Source organism: Streptomyces sp. CB02414, from assembly GCF_001905385.1.
Lineage (GTDB): Bacteria > Actinomycetota > Actinomycetes > Streptomycetales > Streptomycetaceae > Streptomyces.
On the sequence record NZ_LIPF01000005.1, the window covers coordinates 449,726 to 463,251 of the forward strand.

Below are 13,526 nucleotides of genomic sequence, written 5' to 3' on the forward strand. Positions count from 1 at the left end.
CTGGATCCGTGCGACTGCTGCTCATGTCCGACACCCACCTGCCGAAGCGGGCGAAGAAACTGCCGGAAGCGCTGCTGGCGGAAATCCCGCGCGCCGACGTCGTCGTGCACGCGGGGGACTGGGTCGACACGGACACCCTCGACCTGCTGGAGCACCGCAGCCACCGGCTCGTCGGCGTGTACGGCAACAACGACGGGCCCGGCCTGCGCGTCCGGCTGCCCGAGGTGGCCCACGCGGACCTCGGCGGCCTGCGCTTCGGCGTCGTCCACGAGACGGGCGCCGCCCAGGGGCGCGAACGGCGCTGCGCCGCCCGCTTCCCCGACCTCGACGTCCTGGTCTTCGGACACAGCCACATCCCCTGGGACACCACCGCCGACACCGGCCTGCGGCTGCTCAACCCCGGCTCGCCGACCGACCGGCGCCGCCAGCCGTACTGCACCTACATGACGGCCACCGTCGCCGACGGCCGGCTCGGCGAGGTCGAACTGCACCGGCTGCCCCGGCGGTAGCGGGGCCGGTTCAGCCGCCGGACGGGCCCGCCCAGCCCGCCGCCACATGCCCGATCCGCACCCGCTGAGGGTGGTCGCCCACCGGTACCGACACCGACTTCTCGCCGGTCGCGAAGTCGATGGCGGTCACCTGGTCCGCGCCGCTCTCGGAGACCACGCAGTGCGTGCCGTCGCCGCTGACCGTCGCCCAGTACGGCTTCGCGGCGGTGACCAGCGGCCCCTCCCGCAGCGTCGCGCGGTCCACGACCGTCGCGTAGTCGTCCATCGTGCCCGCGACGCACAGCTTGGTGCCGTCCGGGCTCATGGAGATGCCGTGGTGCCGCGAGTCGTTGACCCAGGTGGTGCGGTCGTCGCTGGTGGCCGGGTTCTTGGGCAGGGTCTTGGTGCGGGTGATCCGGTCGGTGGCGATGTCGTACTCGAAGAAGCCGTTGAAGAACGACACCTGGAAGTACAGCTTGGACTCGTCCGGCGAGAAGACGGCGGGCCGCACGGCGTCGGACCGGTCGCCGAGACCGATCGCGTCGAGCCGCTCGCGCATGTCGATCACCTTGACCTGCTCGTACGTCGTCGCGTCCACGACGGTGATGCGCCGGTCGCCCTTGGTCCAGTCCAGCCAGGGGGCGTCCAGCGCGGTGTTCACCTCGCCGATGGACATGTTCCAGATGTACTTGCCGTCGCGGGTGAAGATGTTCTCGTGCGGTTTGTCGCCGGTGCGGAAGGAGCCGAGCTCCTCCCCGGACTCGATGTCCAGCACGTGCACGGTGTTGGAGGTGGACGCCGACACCGCGACCCGGGTGCCGTCGGGGGAGACCGCCATGTGGTCGGAGCGGTAACCCGACACGGGGAAGCGCCAGTTGATGTCGCCGGTGGCGAGGTCGACGGACACGACGTCCGCGAAGCTCGGCCGGGAGACCACGACCGACGAGCCGTCCGGTGTCGAGTACATGTCGTCGACGAACTGGTCGTGGCCCTCGCCGACGCTGTTGCGGATGGCCTGGAAGTAGATCCACTTGATCGGGTCGGCGTTGATCTCCGCCATCCGCTCCGCCTTGTCCGGGATGACGTTGATCCGGCCGATTCTCGCGAAGTCGCCGGTGGACCGGATGACGTCGGCGGTGCCGTCCCAGTTGTTGCCGACGAACATCACCTCGCGCAGACCGGCGGGGGAGCCGGGGGCGGCCGCCGCGCCGGTCGTGGGAGCGGCGGCGGTGAGGGCGAGTGCGGCGGCGACGGCGGCGGCGCGGAGGTGCCTGGTTCGATGGGCAGCCATGCTGCTCTCCTCTGGCGTGGGCGTGGTGGGGGTGAGGGCGCGCAGGCGCGCGGATTCTGAACACAGCCGCTTTCAGAGTGAACTTACTGCAAAGTAAGGAAGGGGCGCCCTTCTCCACAAGACCGCGTACACGACAAAATTGGCGTGCGTGAGGAAGCGGCGGTGAGAGGCAAGGGGGTGCGGGTGACGGGCAGGCTCAGGGCGCCCACAGGGCGCTACGGCGGCAAGTCCGCCGCACAGCGCCAGGCCGAGCGCCGCCGGCGCTTCCTCGACGCCGCGCTCCAGCTCTTCGGCGACACCCCCGGCTACCGCGCCACGACCGTCGCCGCCCTCAGCGAGGCCGCGGGCCTGTCCACCCGCCAGTTCTACGAGGAGTTCCGCACCCTGGAGGACGTGCTCGCCGCCCTCCACCTCCAGGTCAACGACTGGGCCGAGCGGGCCGTCCTCGCCGCGGCGGCCGACGCGCGCGAACTTCCCCTGCCCCAACGCGCCGGCGCGATCTTCCGCGCCTACGCCGCCGACGTCACCTCCGACCCCCGCCGCGTGCGCATCACCTTCGTCGAGATCATCGGGGTCAGCCCGCGCCTGGAGGAGCAGCGGCTGGCCCGCCGCGCCCGCTGGGTCGACCTCATCCGCGCCGAGGCCGAGTCCGCCGCCGCGCGCGGCGAGGCGGCGCACCGCGACTACCGGCTCGCCGCCACGGCCTTCATCGGCGGCGTCAACGGCCTGCTGCACGACTACAGCGCGGGCTGGGTGGACGCGACGCTGGACGAGGTCGTCGACGAACTGGTCCGCCAGCTTTTGGCCGTGCTCCGGCCCCCGGGCTGGGAGGCGGATTAGACGCCTCCGGTCACTCGTCCCAGGCCTGGACGGTGGTCTGCTCGGTGATCTCGCCGTCCCGCACCGACAGCATCGACTCGGCGAACACCCGCACGCCGTCCGGGTACACGCACTCCTCGGTGAAGGCGACCTGGTCGCCCTGCACGACGCACCGGGTCAGCCGGTGCGACATGTCGCGGCTGTACACGTCGTCGAGCATCTCGGCGATCTCGTCCCGGCCGTGCAGGACCTTGGGGCGGCTGGGCTGGTCGTACCGGTCGACGATGCGGACCTCCGCGTCCGGCGCGTAGAGCGACGCGAGGGGCGCTGCCGTCTCTCCTTCGATGCCCCGGCGCAGTGCTTCGACGTCGAAGCCGAGGTTTGCCCGATCGCTCATGACGACCTCCTTCGAAGACCGCGGCCCGAGAAGGGACGGGCCGCACGGGCCCTTACTTCGAGGCTCCTCCGTCCGGGCGCCCACGGCAACGCGGCCGGGAGACTGGTCCCGTCGGGTGAGCGGCGCCGCCCGCCCGTGTCCGTCCGGTGCCCGGCACCGTTGCTCAGAGCATGACTTCAACACGACGTATCGCCGCCGCCGTCGGGCTCGCCGCCGGTGTCGCCGGCCTCGCCGCGCCGATGGCGAGCGCCGCCGAGGGCGGCGCGCTGGGCGCTGACAAGCTCAGCGTGACCAAGACGCTCGACTCGCTCGCGGTGAGCGACATGCCCGCCGAGGACCGGGCGCAGATGCCGCGGCCCTCCCAGCAGTTGAACCGGCTCAACGACCTCAACCAGCTCCAGCAGGTCACCGGGCTCGTCTCCCCGCTGTTCGGAGCCGTCCCCGCGCTCGGCTGACGACCCGCGCTACCGAGCCGCCGAGGGCAGCCTCAGCCGCCCGCGGCCAGGAACTGGGTGGCCGCCAGCTCCGCGTACAGCGGATCGGCGGTCACCAGCTCCCGGTGCGTACCCACCGCGCGGACGCGGCCCGCGTCCATCACCACGATCCGCTCGGCCATCGTCACCGTGGACAGCCGGTGCGCCACGACCAGCACCGTCGTCGTACGGGCCACGTCGGCTACCGTGTCGCGCAGCGCGGCCTCGTTGACCGCGTCCAGCTGCGAGGTGGCCTCGTCGAGCAGCAGCAGCCGTGGACGGCGCAGCAGGGCGCGCGCGATGGCCACCCGCTGGCGCTCGCCGCCCGACAGCTTGGTGCCGCGGTGCCCGACCAGCGTCTCGAGGCCGTCCGGCAGCCGCGCCACCAAGGAGTCGAGGCGGGTGGTCTTCACCACCGCGGCGACGGCGGCGTCGTCCGCCTCCGGGTTGCCCAGCAGCAGGTTGTCCCGCAGCGAACCGGACAGCACCGGCGCGTCCTGCTCCACGTAACCGATCGCGGCCCGCAGCGAGGCCAGGTCCCAGTCCGCGAGGCTCCGGCCGTCCAGCGCGATCTCCCCCGAGACAGGGTCGTAGAACCGCTCGACCAGGGAGAAGACGGTCGTCTTGCCCGCTCCGGACGGGCCGACGAAAGCCGTCATTCCCCGGGCCGGCACCTCGAAGGTCACCCCGTGGTGGATGTAGGGCAGGTCGTCGGCGTAGCGGAAGCGCACGTCACGGAAGGCGACGGACGCCGGTTCCGAGCCCGGCGACGGCAGGGGCGCGGGACGGGCCTCAGGCTCCGCGGGCAGGCTCAGCGCGTCCTGGATGCGGGCGAGCGCCGCCTTGCCCGTCTGGTACTGCGTGATCGCGGAGACGACCTCCTGTATCGGCGACATCAGATAGAAGACGAACAGCAGGAACGCGACCAGCGTGCCGATGTCGATCGCCTCGGTCGCCACCCGGGCCCCGCCCACCGCGAGCACCGTGATGAACGTGGTCTGCATCGCCAGTCCGGCCGTGTTGCCCGCCGCCGCCGACCACTTGGCGGCGCGCACGCTCTGCCGCCAGGACTCCTCGGCGGCCTCGTGCAGCGCACGCTCCTCCCGGGGCTCGGCCCCGGACGCCTTCACCGTGCGCAGCGCGCCGAGTATCCGCTCCAGCGCGGCGCCCATCACGCCCACCGCGTCCTGCGCCTGCCGGCTCGCCCGGTTGATGCGCGGCACGATCAGGCCCAGCACCGTCCCCGCCCCCGCGACCACCGCCAGGGTGACCCCCAGGAGCACCGGGTCGACCAGGCCCATCATCACCAGGGTCGCCACCAGCGTGAGCCCGCCGGTGCCGAGGCCGACGAGGGAGTCGGTGGTGACCTCGCGCAGCAGGGTCGTGTCGGAGGTGATCCGGGCCATCAGGTCGCCGGGCTCGGTGCGGTCCACGGCCGTGATCCGCAGCCGCAGCAGATACGACGACAGGGTGCGCCGCGCGCCGAGCACCACGGACTCGGCGGTGCGCCGCAGCACGTACCCGCCCAGCGCGCCCAGCGCCGCGTTGGCGACCACCAGCGCCGACATCGCCAGCAGCGCGCCGGTGATGGCACGGTCGTGCGAGAGGTCGTCGATCAGCTCCCGCGCCACCAGCGGCAGCATCAGCCCCGTGGCGCCGGTGACGAGGGAGAGCACGGCGCCCGCGAACAGGGCCCTGCGGTGCGGCCGTACATACGTCAGCAGCTGCCGCCAGGCAGGCTGACCGGTCTCCGGATCGGCGGGACTCACGACTCTCCTCGGTGCGGGCGGGTGGTCGGACGCTTCAGGCTACGCGGGCCCGGAGCGCCGTCGGAGTGCCCTTTGTCGATCAGTTGCGCGTAGGGTCGGGGAGAACGCTGAACGGCCGAAGAAGGAGTCCAGACCATGGCGCAGGAAGTACGCGGCGTGATCGCACCGGGCAAGGACGAACCGGTGCGGATCGAGACGATCGTCGTGCCCGATCCCGGACCGGGCGAGGCCGTGGTCAGTGTCCAGGCCTGCGGGGTGTGCCACACCGACCTGCACTACAAGCAGGGCGGCATCAGCGACGACTACCCCTTCCTGCTCGGCCACGAGGCCGCGGGCGTGGTCGAGTCGGTCGGCGCCGGCGTCACCGACGTCGCCCCCGGCGACTTCGTGATCCTCAACTGGCGCGCCGTGTGCGGCAAGTGCCGGGCCTGTCTGCGCGGACGCCCCTGGTACTGCTTCGACACCCACAACGCCGAGCAGAAGATGACGCTGGCCTCGACCGGCCAGGAGCTCTCCCCGGCCCTCGGCATCGGCGCCTTCGCCGAGAAGACGCTGGTCGCCGCCGGACAGTGCACCAAGGTCGACCCGGGAGTCTCCGCGCAGGTGGCCGGCCTGCTGGGCTGCGGTGTGATGGCCGGCATCGGCGCCGCCATCAACACCGGGAACGTCGGCCGCGGTGACACCGTCGCCGTCATCGGCTGCGGCGGCGTCGGCGACGCGGCGATCGCCGGCTCGCACCTGGCCGGCGCGGCGAAGGTGATCGCCGTGGACATCGACGACCGCAAGCTGGAGACCGCCCGCTCCATGGGCGCCACCCACACCGTCAACTCCCGCGAGACCGACCCCGTCGAGGCGATCCGCGAACTGACCGGCGGCTTCGGCGCCGACGTCGTCATCGAGGCCGTCGGCCGCCCGGAGACCTACCGGCAGGCCTTCTACGCCCGCGACCTGGCCGGCACCGTCGTCCTCGTCGGCGTCCCCACGCCCGAGATGAAGCTGGAGCTCCCGCTCCTCGACGTCTTCGGCCGCGGCGGCTCCCTGAAGTCGTCCTGGTACGGCGACTGCCTGCCCTCCCGCGACTTCCCGATGCTCATCGACCTCCACCTCCAGGGCCGCCTGGACCTGGACAAGTTCGTCACCGAGACCATCCGGCTCGACGAGGTCGAGAAGGCCTTCGAGCGGATGCACGCCGGTGACGTGCTGCGTTCGGTGGTGGTGCTGTGATGACCGCCCGCATCGAACGCCTCGTCACCTCCGGGCAGTTCAGCCTCGACGGCGGCAGCTGGGACGTCGACAACAACGTCTGGCTCGTCGGCGACGACCACGAGGTGATCGTCATCGACGCCGCCCACGACGCCGACGCCATCGCCGAGGCCGTCGGCGACCGCCGGCTCACCGCCATCGTGTGCACCCACGCCCACAACGACCACGTGAACGCCGCGCCCGCCCTCGCCGAGCGCACCGGTGCCACCATCTGGCTGCACCGCGACGACATGCCCCTGTGGCAGCAGACCCACCCCGAGCGCGACCCCGACGCCTGGCTGACCGACGGCCAGGTCATCGAGGCCGCCGGCGCCGACCTGACCGTCCTGCACACCCCCGGGCACGCGCCCGGCGCGGTCTGCCTCTACGACCCGGGCCTCGGCGCCGTCTTCACCGGCGACACCCTCTTCCAGGGCGGCCCCGGCGCCACCGGACGCTCCTACTCCCACTTCCCGACGATCATCGACTCGATCCGCGACCGGCTCCTGGTGCTTCCGCCGGAGACGGAGGTCCGCACCGGCCACGGCGACCCGACCACCATCGGGGCCGAGGCACCGCACCTGGAGGAGTGGATCACACGCGGTCACTGACCCGGCGCGCGACGGCATCGGCGGACACGCGTAAAAGGTGACAGAAGATGTCCGGCTTCCAAGGCACCCTCGATCACGAGAACAGCAGCAGTCGTGGGAGAGGAACGGAAGCCGGACATGGCACAGTCACCGAACAAGCCGCTGGCGGGCAGGGTCGCGCTGGTCGCCGGAGCGACCCGCGGCGCCGGACGCGGCATCGCCGTCGAACTGGGCGCGGCCGGCGCCACCGTCTACGTCACCGGCCGCAGCACCCGCGCCCGCCGCTCCGAGTACGACCGCCCGGAGACCATCGAGGACACCGCCGACCTGGTCACCGAGGCCGGCGGCCACGGCATCGCCGTACCGACCGACCACCTCGACCCGACGCAGGTCGCCGTGCTCGTCGACCGCGTCGCCCGCGAACAGGACCGCCTCGACGTCCTGGTCAACGACATCTGGGGCGGCGAGCACCTCTTCGCATGGGACAGCCCCGTCTGGGAGCACGACCTCGACAAGGGACTCCGACTCCTGCGGCTCGCGGTCGAGACCCATGCCGTCACCAGTCACCACGCCCTGCCCCTGCTGCTGCGCCGCCCCGGCGGACTGGTCGTGGAGGTCACCGACGGCACCGACGACTACAACCGCGACCACTACCGCGTCTCGTTCTTCTACGACCTCGCCAAGGCGTCCGTCCTGCGCATGGCCTTCGCCCTCGGCCACGAAGTCGGCCCGCGCGGCGCCACCGCCGTCGCGCTGACCCCGGGCTGGCTGCGCTCGGAGCTCATGCTCGACCATTTCGGCGTCCGCGAGGACAACTGGCGCGACGCTCTCGACCGCGTCCCGCACTTCGCCATCTCCGAGACGCCCCGCTACGTCGGCCGCGCCGTCACCGCCCTCGCCGCCGACCCGCACGTGGCGCGCTTCAACGGCCGGTCACTGTCCAGCGGGGGCCTGGCGCAGGAGTACGGCTTCACCGACCTCGACGGCAGCCGCCCGGACGCCTGGCGCTACCTCGTCGAGGTCCAGGACGCGGACAAGCCGGCCGACGTCACCGGTTACCGCTGACGGGCGGCAGCGGCCACCGGGCCGCGTGACCCGGCGGCAGGGCCAGGTCCTCGCGCACGGCCGTGTAGTAGCCCTCGCGGCCGGCGCGCTGCCGCTCCAGCAGGGCCTGCCAGGCATCCGGGTCGCGCCTCCCCTCGCGCAGGAAGCGCTCCATGTCCAGTACCGCCACGACCCAGACCCGCGCCTTCTCCACGACCTCCCTGCTGCCCAGCAGGAGCAGCGCCTCCCCGGCCGGGTCCCGGGCGAGCGTGGCCTCGGCCTGAGCCGACGCGGCCTCCTCCGGGCTCAGCGGATGGGGGTGCGGGTCGTTGCCGAGGTGGGCGGCGATCCGGTACGTCAGCGTGACGGAGGCCTTCAGGGCCCGCGCGTAGTCGGCGTACACCGCGAGCCTGCGCTCCTCCCAGCGCGCCGCCGTCTCCCGGCGGAACCGGGCCCGGTCACTGCGGACCACGGCGAGATACGAACCGAGGGCACCGATCACGACGCCTATGAGCGCGGGGAGTTGCTGCAAGAACACGGACATGCGCGCACGCTATCTGCCGCGGTGATCGTTCCGGCAGTACGGTCGGTGCCCATGACGGACACAGGGCGTTTCACGGACCACGGAGCACTGGTCACGGGCGCGGCCCGCGGCATCGGCGCGGCCACCGCCCGACGGCTGGCCGCGGAGGGGGCGCGGGTACTGCTGACCGACGTCGACCTCGCCGCCGCGCGGCGGACGGCGCGGGAACTGGCCGAGCAGGGACTCGGCGTCGAGGCCTTCGGCTGCGACGTCACCGACCGGGCGTCCGTGGAGGCCGCCGTCGCCCACGCCGTGGACACCTTCGGCACCCTCGACGTCCTGGTCAACAACGCCTACGCCTGTGCGCCGGACGCCCCGCTCTTCGAGGACGAGGCCGACGAGGCCTGGGCCCGCGACCTCGACGTCACCCTCACCGGCGCCTACCGCTGCTGCCGGGCCGCGCTGCCCCACCTCGCGGCCTCGGGACGCGGGGCGATCGTCAGCGTCGGCTCGGTCAACGGCGTCCAGGACTTCGGCAACCACGCCTACAGCGCCGCCAAGGCCGGCCTCGCCTCCCTCACCCGCACCCTCGCCGGGCACGCCGCGCCGCGCGGTGTCCGCGTCAACCTGGTGACGCCGGGCACCGTGCGCACCACCGCGTGGGAGGGGCGGGACGAGGACCTCGCGGCGGTCCGGGGGCTGTATCCGCTGGGGCGGGTCGGCGAGCCCGAGGACATCGCGGCGGCCGTCGCCTTCCTCGCCTCCCGCGACGCCTCCTGGGTCACCGGCACGACGCTGGTCGTCGACGGCGGGCTGACCGCCGTGAACACCGGGTTCCGGCGCGCGGTCGCGCCGGAGGCGGGCGGGGAGGTGGTGGAGAACACAACGGGCGGGGCATGTGCGGCAGAACACAGTTGTGGATAACGAACTCGCCCACAGCTCTTGACAGATGAGAAGATCGACGTGACCAGCAACACGGTCCGTTATGTCCGTTTGGCTGGCGATTACTCACATCGTCTTCACGCCCGGCGCCGTATGCTTCACAGCATGTCCACCACTGTTGAACCCTCCTCCGAGCGATCGGCTGCCGAGGTCAACGAGGAGATCCGGGCCCTGTGGCTCCGGTCGGGCGGGACACTGAGCGTCGAGCAGCGTGAGGAGTACCAGCGGCTCGTCATGGAGTGGGCCGCCGCGGACCCGGAGCACGCCGCCTGACCGGCGCCCCGGGACTCCTCCGCGCCTCGCGGCCCCGGCCCGGGATCACCCCCACGTCGCCGAGTAGTGCCGCCGGTACGCCTTGCGGTCCTGCTCCGCGCGGATCCAGCGCGTCGCGACCAGGGCGACCATGCTGCCCGCGACGACGAGCATGCCGGGACCGACGTTCCGGCGGTCGGTGAGCCGGGACAGAAGCGTCGAGCCCTCGACACCCGTCACCGGCGCCGCGGACCCCGGCGCGGCGGACCCCGGCGCCGCCCCCTCCTCCTCGGAGACGAGCAGGCGGACACCGAGCGACGCCATGGCCTCCGGCAGTGGCTGGAAGAACGTCGTGCCCCCCTCGTCGCAGTCGCCGTTGCCGCCCGAGGTGACGCCGAGCGCGATGCCCTCGGAGAACATCGGCCCCCCGCTGTCGCCCGGTTCCGCGCACACGTCGGTCTCGATCAGCCCGGTGACGGTGCCCTCCGGGTAGTTGACCGTCGCGTCGAGCGCGGTCACCCGGCCGTCGCGCAGCCCGCTGGTGCTGCCGCTGCGGAACACCCGCTGGCCCACGGCCGGTTCACCCACACCTGTGATGCGCACCCCCTTGCCCCCGCCGACGGCCACCACGTCGGCGCCGTCGCCCGCCTCGCCGTCCGCGTACTCCACCAGGGAGAAGTCGTCCCCCGGAAAGCTCCCGGCCACGGTCTCGCCGACCCGCCGGTCGCCCCGGCCGTCCCCGAACCACACCGACCCCGTCGGCCCGCAGTGACCCGCGGTGAGGATGAAGTCGCCGCGCCCGTCGGTCACGTTGAAGCCCGCCGAGCAGCGCCCCGCGGTGGACAGGATCGGTTCGGCACCGTTCAGGCGCGTGGTGAACGTCCCCTCGGTGCGCTCCATGCGGACGAAGCCGCCGATGCCCTCGGCGACGTCCGTCAGCCGGGACCAGTCGGACCGGGAGACCGTGCTGTCGCCCCGCACCACCACCTCGTTCGTCCGGTAGTCGAGTGCCCACGCCGTCCCGGCCACCCGAGGTGCCGAACGCAGCGTCGACGTGGCGGACTTCAGCTCGGACATGCTGTGCCGCACGACCTTCGCCTCGGCGCCGGCCCGGCGCACCTCCCGCGCGGCCCGCTCGTCGGTGACCGCGACGACCGGCCGGCCGTCGGAGCCGACCCAGTGGCCCGCCGTGCGCTCGGTGCCCAGCCGCGTCACCAGGCCGGCGCCGGTGCCCGACGCGGACCGCGCCAGGGTGTGCGGCACGGCGGCGTCGGGAGGCTCGGTCGCCACGGCCCGGGTGACCATCGTCCCCCCGAGCAGCAGTCCGCCGACGGCCGCCAGCCGTGCGACGCGCCGGACGATGCGTCGTCGTGCGTGCCTCATGCATGCGCTCCCGAACCCAAAGTCGCGGCGTCACCGCCGCGGGGGCCCTCCGGTCATCGAGCGCCCTCCTCCCATACGGGGGCGGGCACGTCCGCGTTCACCGTGCGGGCGGCCCCGGCGGGTCCCCGGAGCCCCTCCCGTACCGTTTCCCGCGCGCACCGCCGCCGCCTATCTTGTGCCCATGACCAGCATCGAGGAGCACCAGCCCGGCGAGAAGAACCCCCTCCAGGCCCTCACGCCCGACCAGCTGCGTCGCCGTACGAGCATGAAGTGGCGCACCCACCCGGCGGACGTGCTGCCACTGTGGGTGGCCGAGATGGACGTCCCGCTCGCGGCACCCGTCGTGCGCGCCGTCACCGACGCCATGGAGCTCGGCGACACCGGCTATCCCGCCGGCACCGCCTACGCCGAGGCGCTGGCCGCCTTCGCGGGCAAGCGCTGGGGCTGGGACGACCTCGCCGTGGAACGCACCGCGATCGTGCCCGACGTGATGCTGGGCGTCGTCGAAATGCTCAAGCTGGTCACCGGCCCCGGCGACCCGGTGATCGTCAACCCGCCCGTGTACCCGCCGTTCTACGCGTTCGTGACCCACATGGACCGGCGCGTCGTCGAGGCGCCCCTCGGCGCCGGCCTGCGCCTCGACCTCGGCGTGCTGGAGGAGGAGTTCCGGCGGGCCGTCGCCGGGGGAGGGCGCGCCGCCTACCTGCTGTGCAACCCGCACAACCCCACCGGCACGGTGCACACCGCCGACGAGCTGGCCGCCGTCGCCGCGCTCGCCGAGCGGTACGGCGTCCGGGTCGTCGCCGACGAGATCCACGCGCCGGTCGTCACCGGCCCCGGCGCACGGTTCGTGCCGTACCTGAGCGTGCCCGGCGCCGAGCGCGGCCTCGCGCTGATGTCCGCGTCCAAGGGCTGGAACCTGCCCGGGCTCAAGGCGGCGCTCGCCCTCGCCGGGCCCGGTGCCGCCGCCGACCTGGCGCGGATGCCCGAGGAGGTCGGCCACGGAGCGAGCCACGTCGGCGTCCTCGCCCACACGGCGGCCCTGCGCGACGGCACCGCCTGGCTGGACGCCGTGCTGGCCGGGATCGAGGAGAACCGGCGGCTGCTCACCCGCCTGCTCGCCGAGCACCTGCCCGGTGTGGTCCACCGTCCCGGCGAGGCGACCTACCTGGCCTGGCTCGACTGCCGCCCGCTGGACCTCGGCGACGACCCGGCGGACGTCTTCCTGCGGCGCGGCCGGGTGGCCCTCAGCTCCGGCATCCCCTTCGGCACCGGCGGCGCGGGACACCTGCGGCTCAACCTGGCGACGTCGACGGAGGTGATCACGGAGGCGGTACGGCGGATGGCGGCCGCCCTGGACTGAGAGAGGCGAGGCCGGGCCGCCCCACCCCGAACGGCGCACGCCTAGACTCCCGGCATGGACGACGTCTCGATGGCCCGGCTCGGCGCCGGCAAGTACCTGCTGGTCACCACGTTCCGGAAGAACGGCACCCCGGTCGCCACCCCGGTGTGGGTCGTGCGGGACGGGGACGCGCTCGGCGTCTGGACGGCCGCCGGCTCCTGGAAGGTCAAGCGGATCCGCAACCGCGCGGACGTCATGGTCGGCCCCTGCGACCTGCGCGGCCGGCCGACCGGCGACCAGGTCCCGGCGACGGCGGAGGTCTGCGACCCGGCCACCACCGGCCGCTACCGCCGGCTGATCGCCCGCAAGTACGGCGTCGTCGGGAGGCTCACCCTCCTGGGCAGCCGGCTGCGCCGCGGCCTCGACGGCACCGTGGGCATCCGGATCACGTCCGCGCCCTGAGCGGCCGGTGCGCCGTCCCTCACGTCCAGGCGCGGTACGGCTCGTCGACCAGCTGGAAGACTGGCTCGCCCCGCACCGGGTCCTGGGCCGTGGACAGCCGGACCCGGTCGCCGCTGTGGATGCCGATGAGCGGGCCCATGACCCGGCCGCGCAGCACGAAGCCCTCGGCCATCTCGATCAGGGACACGTTGCGCGCGGCCGGGGTGTTGCGGTGCACCACCGTGGCGTGCCGCACCGTCCCCGCGCCCTCGCTGCGTTCGGTCCGCAGGTCGCTGCCGCGACAGACCGGGCACAGCACCCGGTGGTACATGGCGGTGCCGCACCAGGTGCAGCGCTGGAAGTGGATCGCCTCTGACTCCGGGGCCCTGGGATCGAGCACGCCCGTCGCGGAGCCGGCCGTCTGCTGAGCGACGTTCCCTGAGTGGTGGTACACGCTGGTCAACTCCCTGCACTCGAGCCGGAATCCGCGTGCGCGGTCACCCGGGCACGCGTGTGCGGGTGACCGTGCC

16 protein-coding genes are annotated in these 13,526 nt (G+C 73.1%); 10 read left to right on the forward strand and 6 right to left on the reverse strand.

Features of this window, described 5'->3' with window-relative positions; genetic code table 11:
• Positions 1-8: 8 nt before the first annotated feature.
• Positions 9-509: a metallophosphoesterase family protein gene (locus AMK11_RS19115; protein WP_073728686.1), complete on the forward strand. Its 501-nt coding sequence runs from the start codon at positions 9-11 to the stop codon at positions 507-509.
• A gap of 10 nt (positions 510-519) precedes the next feature.
• Here the strand turns inward: AMK11_RS19115 and AMK11_RS19120 are convergent, their stop codons facing one another.
• The gene (locus AMK11_RS19120; protein ID WP_073728688.1) at positions 520-1,779 is read right to left on the reverse strand and encodes a YncE family protein; all 1,260 of its coding nucleotides are present in this window, start codon (positions 1,777-1,779) and stop codon (positions 520-522) included.
• A 183-nt stretch (positions 1,780-1,962) separates the two neighbouring features.
• On the opposite strand from AMK11_RS19120, the gene AMK11_RS19125 reads away from it, so the two are divergent.
• Complete coding sequence (locus tag AMK11_RS19125) at positions 1,963-2,619, forward strand: TetR/AcrR family transcriptional regulator (RefSeq protein ID WP_073729046.1); 657 nt, start codon at positions 1,963-1,965, stop codon at positions 2,617-2,619.
• A gap of 10 nt (positions 2,620-2,629) precedes the next feature.
• On the opposite strand, the gene AMK11_RS19130 is transcribed toward AMK11_RS19125, so the two are convergent.
• Complete coding sequence (locus AMK11_RS19130) at positions 2,630-2,995, reverse strand: nuclear transport factor 2 family protein (protein WP_073728690.1); 366 nt, start codon at positions 2,993-2,995, stop codon at positions 2,630-2,632.
• A 170-nt stretch (positions 2,996-3,165) separates the two neighbouring features.
• Here AMK11_RS19130 and AMK11_RS19135 point away from each other — a divergent pair, with 170 nt between their 5' ends.
• Complete coding sequence (locus AMK11_RS19135; protein WP_073728692.1) at positions 3,166-3,450, forward strand: hypothetical protein; 285 nt, start codon at positions 3,166-3,168, stop codon at positions 3,448-3,450.
• A gap of 32 nt (positions 3,451-3,482) precedes the next feature.
• Here the strand turns inward: AMK11_RS19135 and AMK11_RS19140 are convergent, their stop codons facing one another.
• Positions 3,483-5,237 carry an ABC transporter ATP-binding protein gene (locus AMK11_RS19140; RefSeq protein WP_073728694.1) on the reverse strand — a complete coding sequence of 585 codons (1,755 nt, stop codon included), beginning with the start codon at positions 5,235-5,237 and terminating at the stop codon, positions 3,483-3,485.
• Between the two features lie 135 nt (positions 5,238-5,372).
• On the opposite strand from AMK11_RS19140, the gene AMK11_RS19145 reads away from it, so the two are divergent.
• The 3 genes from AMK11_RS19145 (at position 5,373) to AMK11_RS19155 (ending at position 8,134) form a co-directional block, all read left to right on the forward strand.
• Positions 5,373-6,461, forward strand: a complete 1,089-nt coding sequence (locus AMK11_RS19145; RefSeq protein WP_073728696.1) for an S-(hydroxymethyl)mycothiol dehydrogenase — start codon at positions 5,373-5,375, stop codon at positions 6,459-6,461.
• Complete coding sequence (locus tag AMK11_RS19150) at positions 6,461-7,090, forward strand: MBL fold metallo-hydrolase (RefSeq protein WP_073728698.1); 630 nt, start codon at positions 6,461-6,463, stop codon at positions 7,088-7,090. Before AMK11_RS19145 ends, AMK11_RS19150 begins: the two co-directional genes overlap by 1 nt.
• 117 nt (positions 7,091-7,207) lie before the next feature.
• Positions 7,208-8,134 (forward strand): SDR family oxidoreductase, encoded by a 927-nt coding sequence (locus tag AMK11_RS19155; RefSeq protein ID WP_073728700.1) that lies wholly within the window; start codon positions 7,208-7,210, stop codon positions 8,132-8,134.
• Here AMK11_RS19155 and AMK11_RS19160 read toward each other — a convergent pair.
• Positions 8,118-8,657, reverse strand: coding sequence for a hypothetical protein (locus AMK11_RS19160; RefSeq protein WP_073728702.1), 540 nt, complete (start codon positions 8,655-8,657; stop codon positions 8,118-8,120). The genes AMK11_RS19155 and AMK11_RS19160 overlap by 17 nt on opposite strands.
• Positions 8,658-8,708: 51 nt before the next feature.
• Between AMK11_RS19160 and AMK11_RS19165 the strand changes: the two genes are divergently transcribed.
• Positions 8,709-9,560 (forward strand): SDR family NAD(P)-dependent oxidoreductase, encoded by an 852-nt coding sequence (locus tag AMK11_RS19165; RefSeq protein WP_073728704.1) that lies wholly within the window; start codon positions 8,709-8,711, stop codon positions 9,558-9,560.
• 111 nt (positions 9,561-9,671) lie between these two features.
• Positions 9,672-9,851, forward strand: a complete 180-nt coding sequence (locus AMK11_RS19170) for a hypothetical protein (RefSeq protein WP_073728706.1) — start codon at positions 9,672-9,674, stop codon at positions 9,849-9,851.
• 45 nt (positions 9,852-9,896) lie between these two features.
• Here AMK11_RS19170 and AMK11_RS19175 read toward each other — a convergent pair whose 3' ends face one another.
• A complete protein-coding gene (locus AMK11_RS19175; protein ID WP_073728708.1) occupies positions 9,897-11,213 on the reverse strand; it encodes a S1 family peptidase in 1,317 nt (438 codons plus the stop codon).
• Positions 11,214-11,394: 181 nt separating this feature from the next.
• Between AMK11_RS19175 and AMK11_RS19180 the strand changes: the two genes are divergently transcribed.
• Positions 11,395-12,576: a MalY/PatB family protein gene (locus AMK11_RS19180; protein ID WP_073728710.1), complete on the forward strand. Its 1,182-nt coding sequence runs from the start codon at positions 11,395-11,397 to the stop codon at positions 12,574-12,576.
• Positions 12,577-12,630: 54 nt separating this feature from the next.
• Entirely contained in the window at positions 12,631-13,017 is a 387-nt protein-coding gene (locus tag AMK11_RS19185; protein WP_073728712.1) for a PPOX class F420-dependent oxidoreductase, read from the forward strand.
• A gap of 19 nt (positions 13,018-13,036) precedes the next feature.
• On the opposite strand, the gene AMK11_RS19190 is transcribed toward AMK11_RS19185, so the two are convergent.
• Positions 13,037-13,450, reverse strand: a complete 414-nt coding sequence (locus AMK11_RS19190) for a Zn-ribbon domain-containing OB-fold protein (RefSeq protein ID WP_073728714.1) — start codon at positions 13,448-13,450, stop codon at positions 13,037-13,039.
• Positions 13,451-13,526: the final 76 nt, after the last annotated feature.

Bases quoted from the DNA above. Each gene is read 5' to 3' on its own strand.
- AMK11_RS19130 (WP_073728690.1), bottom strand. From the start codon at position 2,995: ATGAGCGATCGGGCAAACCTCGGCTTCGACGTCGAAGCACTGCGCCGG.
- AMK11_RS19160 (WP_073728702.1), bottom strand. From the start codon at position 8,657: ATGTCCGTGTTCTTGCAGCAACTCCCCGCGCTCATAGGCGTCGTGATC.
- AMK11_RS19180 (WP_073728710.1), top strand. From the start codon at position 11,395: ATGACCAGCATCGAGGAGCACCAGCCCGGCGAGAAGAACCCCCTCCAG.
- AMK11_RS19175 (WP_073728708.1), bottom strand. From the start codon at position 11,213: ATGAGGCACGCACGACGACGCATCGTCCGGCGCGTCGCACGGCTGGCG.
- AMK11_RS19170 (WP_073728706.1), top strand. From the start codon at position 9,672: ATGCTTCACAGCATGTCCACCACTGTTGAACCCTCCTCCGAGCGATCG.
- AMK11_RS19150 (WP_073728698.1), top strand. From the start codon at position 6,461: ATGACCGCCCGCATCGAACGCCTCGTCACCTCCGGGCAGTTCAGCCTC.
- AMK11_RS19165 (WP_073728704.1), top strand. From the start codon at position 8,709: ATGACGGACACAGGGCGTTTCACGGACCACGGAGCACTGGTCACGGGC.
- AMK11_RS19155 (WP_073728700.1), top strand. From the start codon at position 7,208: ATGGCACAGTCACCGAACAAGCCGCTGGCGGGCAGGGTCGCGCTGGTC.
- AMK11_RS19120 (WP_073728688.1), bottom strand. From the start codon at position 1,779: ATGGCTGCCCATCGAACCAGGCACCTCCGCGCCGCCGCCGTCGCCGCC.
- AMK11_RS19185 (WP_073728712.1), top strand. From the start codon at position 12,631: ATGGACGACGTCTCGATGGCCCGGCTCGGCGCCGGCAAGTACCTGCTG.
- AMK11_RS19135 (WP_073728692.1), top strand. From the start codon at position 3,166: ATGACTTCAACACGACGTATCGCCGCCGCCGTCGGGCTCGCCGCCGGT.
- AMK11_RS19145 (WP_073728696.1), top strand. From the start codon at position 5,373: ATGGCGCAGGAAGTACGCGGCGTGATCGCACCGGGCAAGGACGAACCG.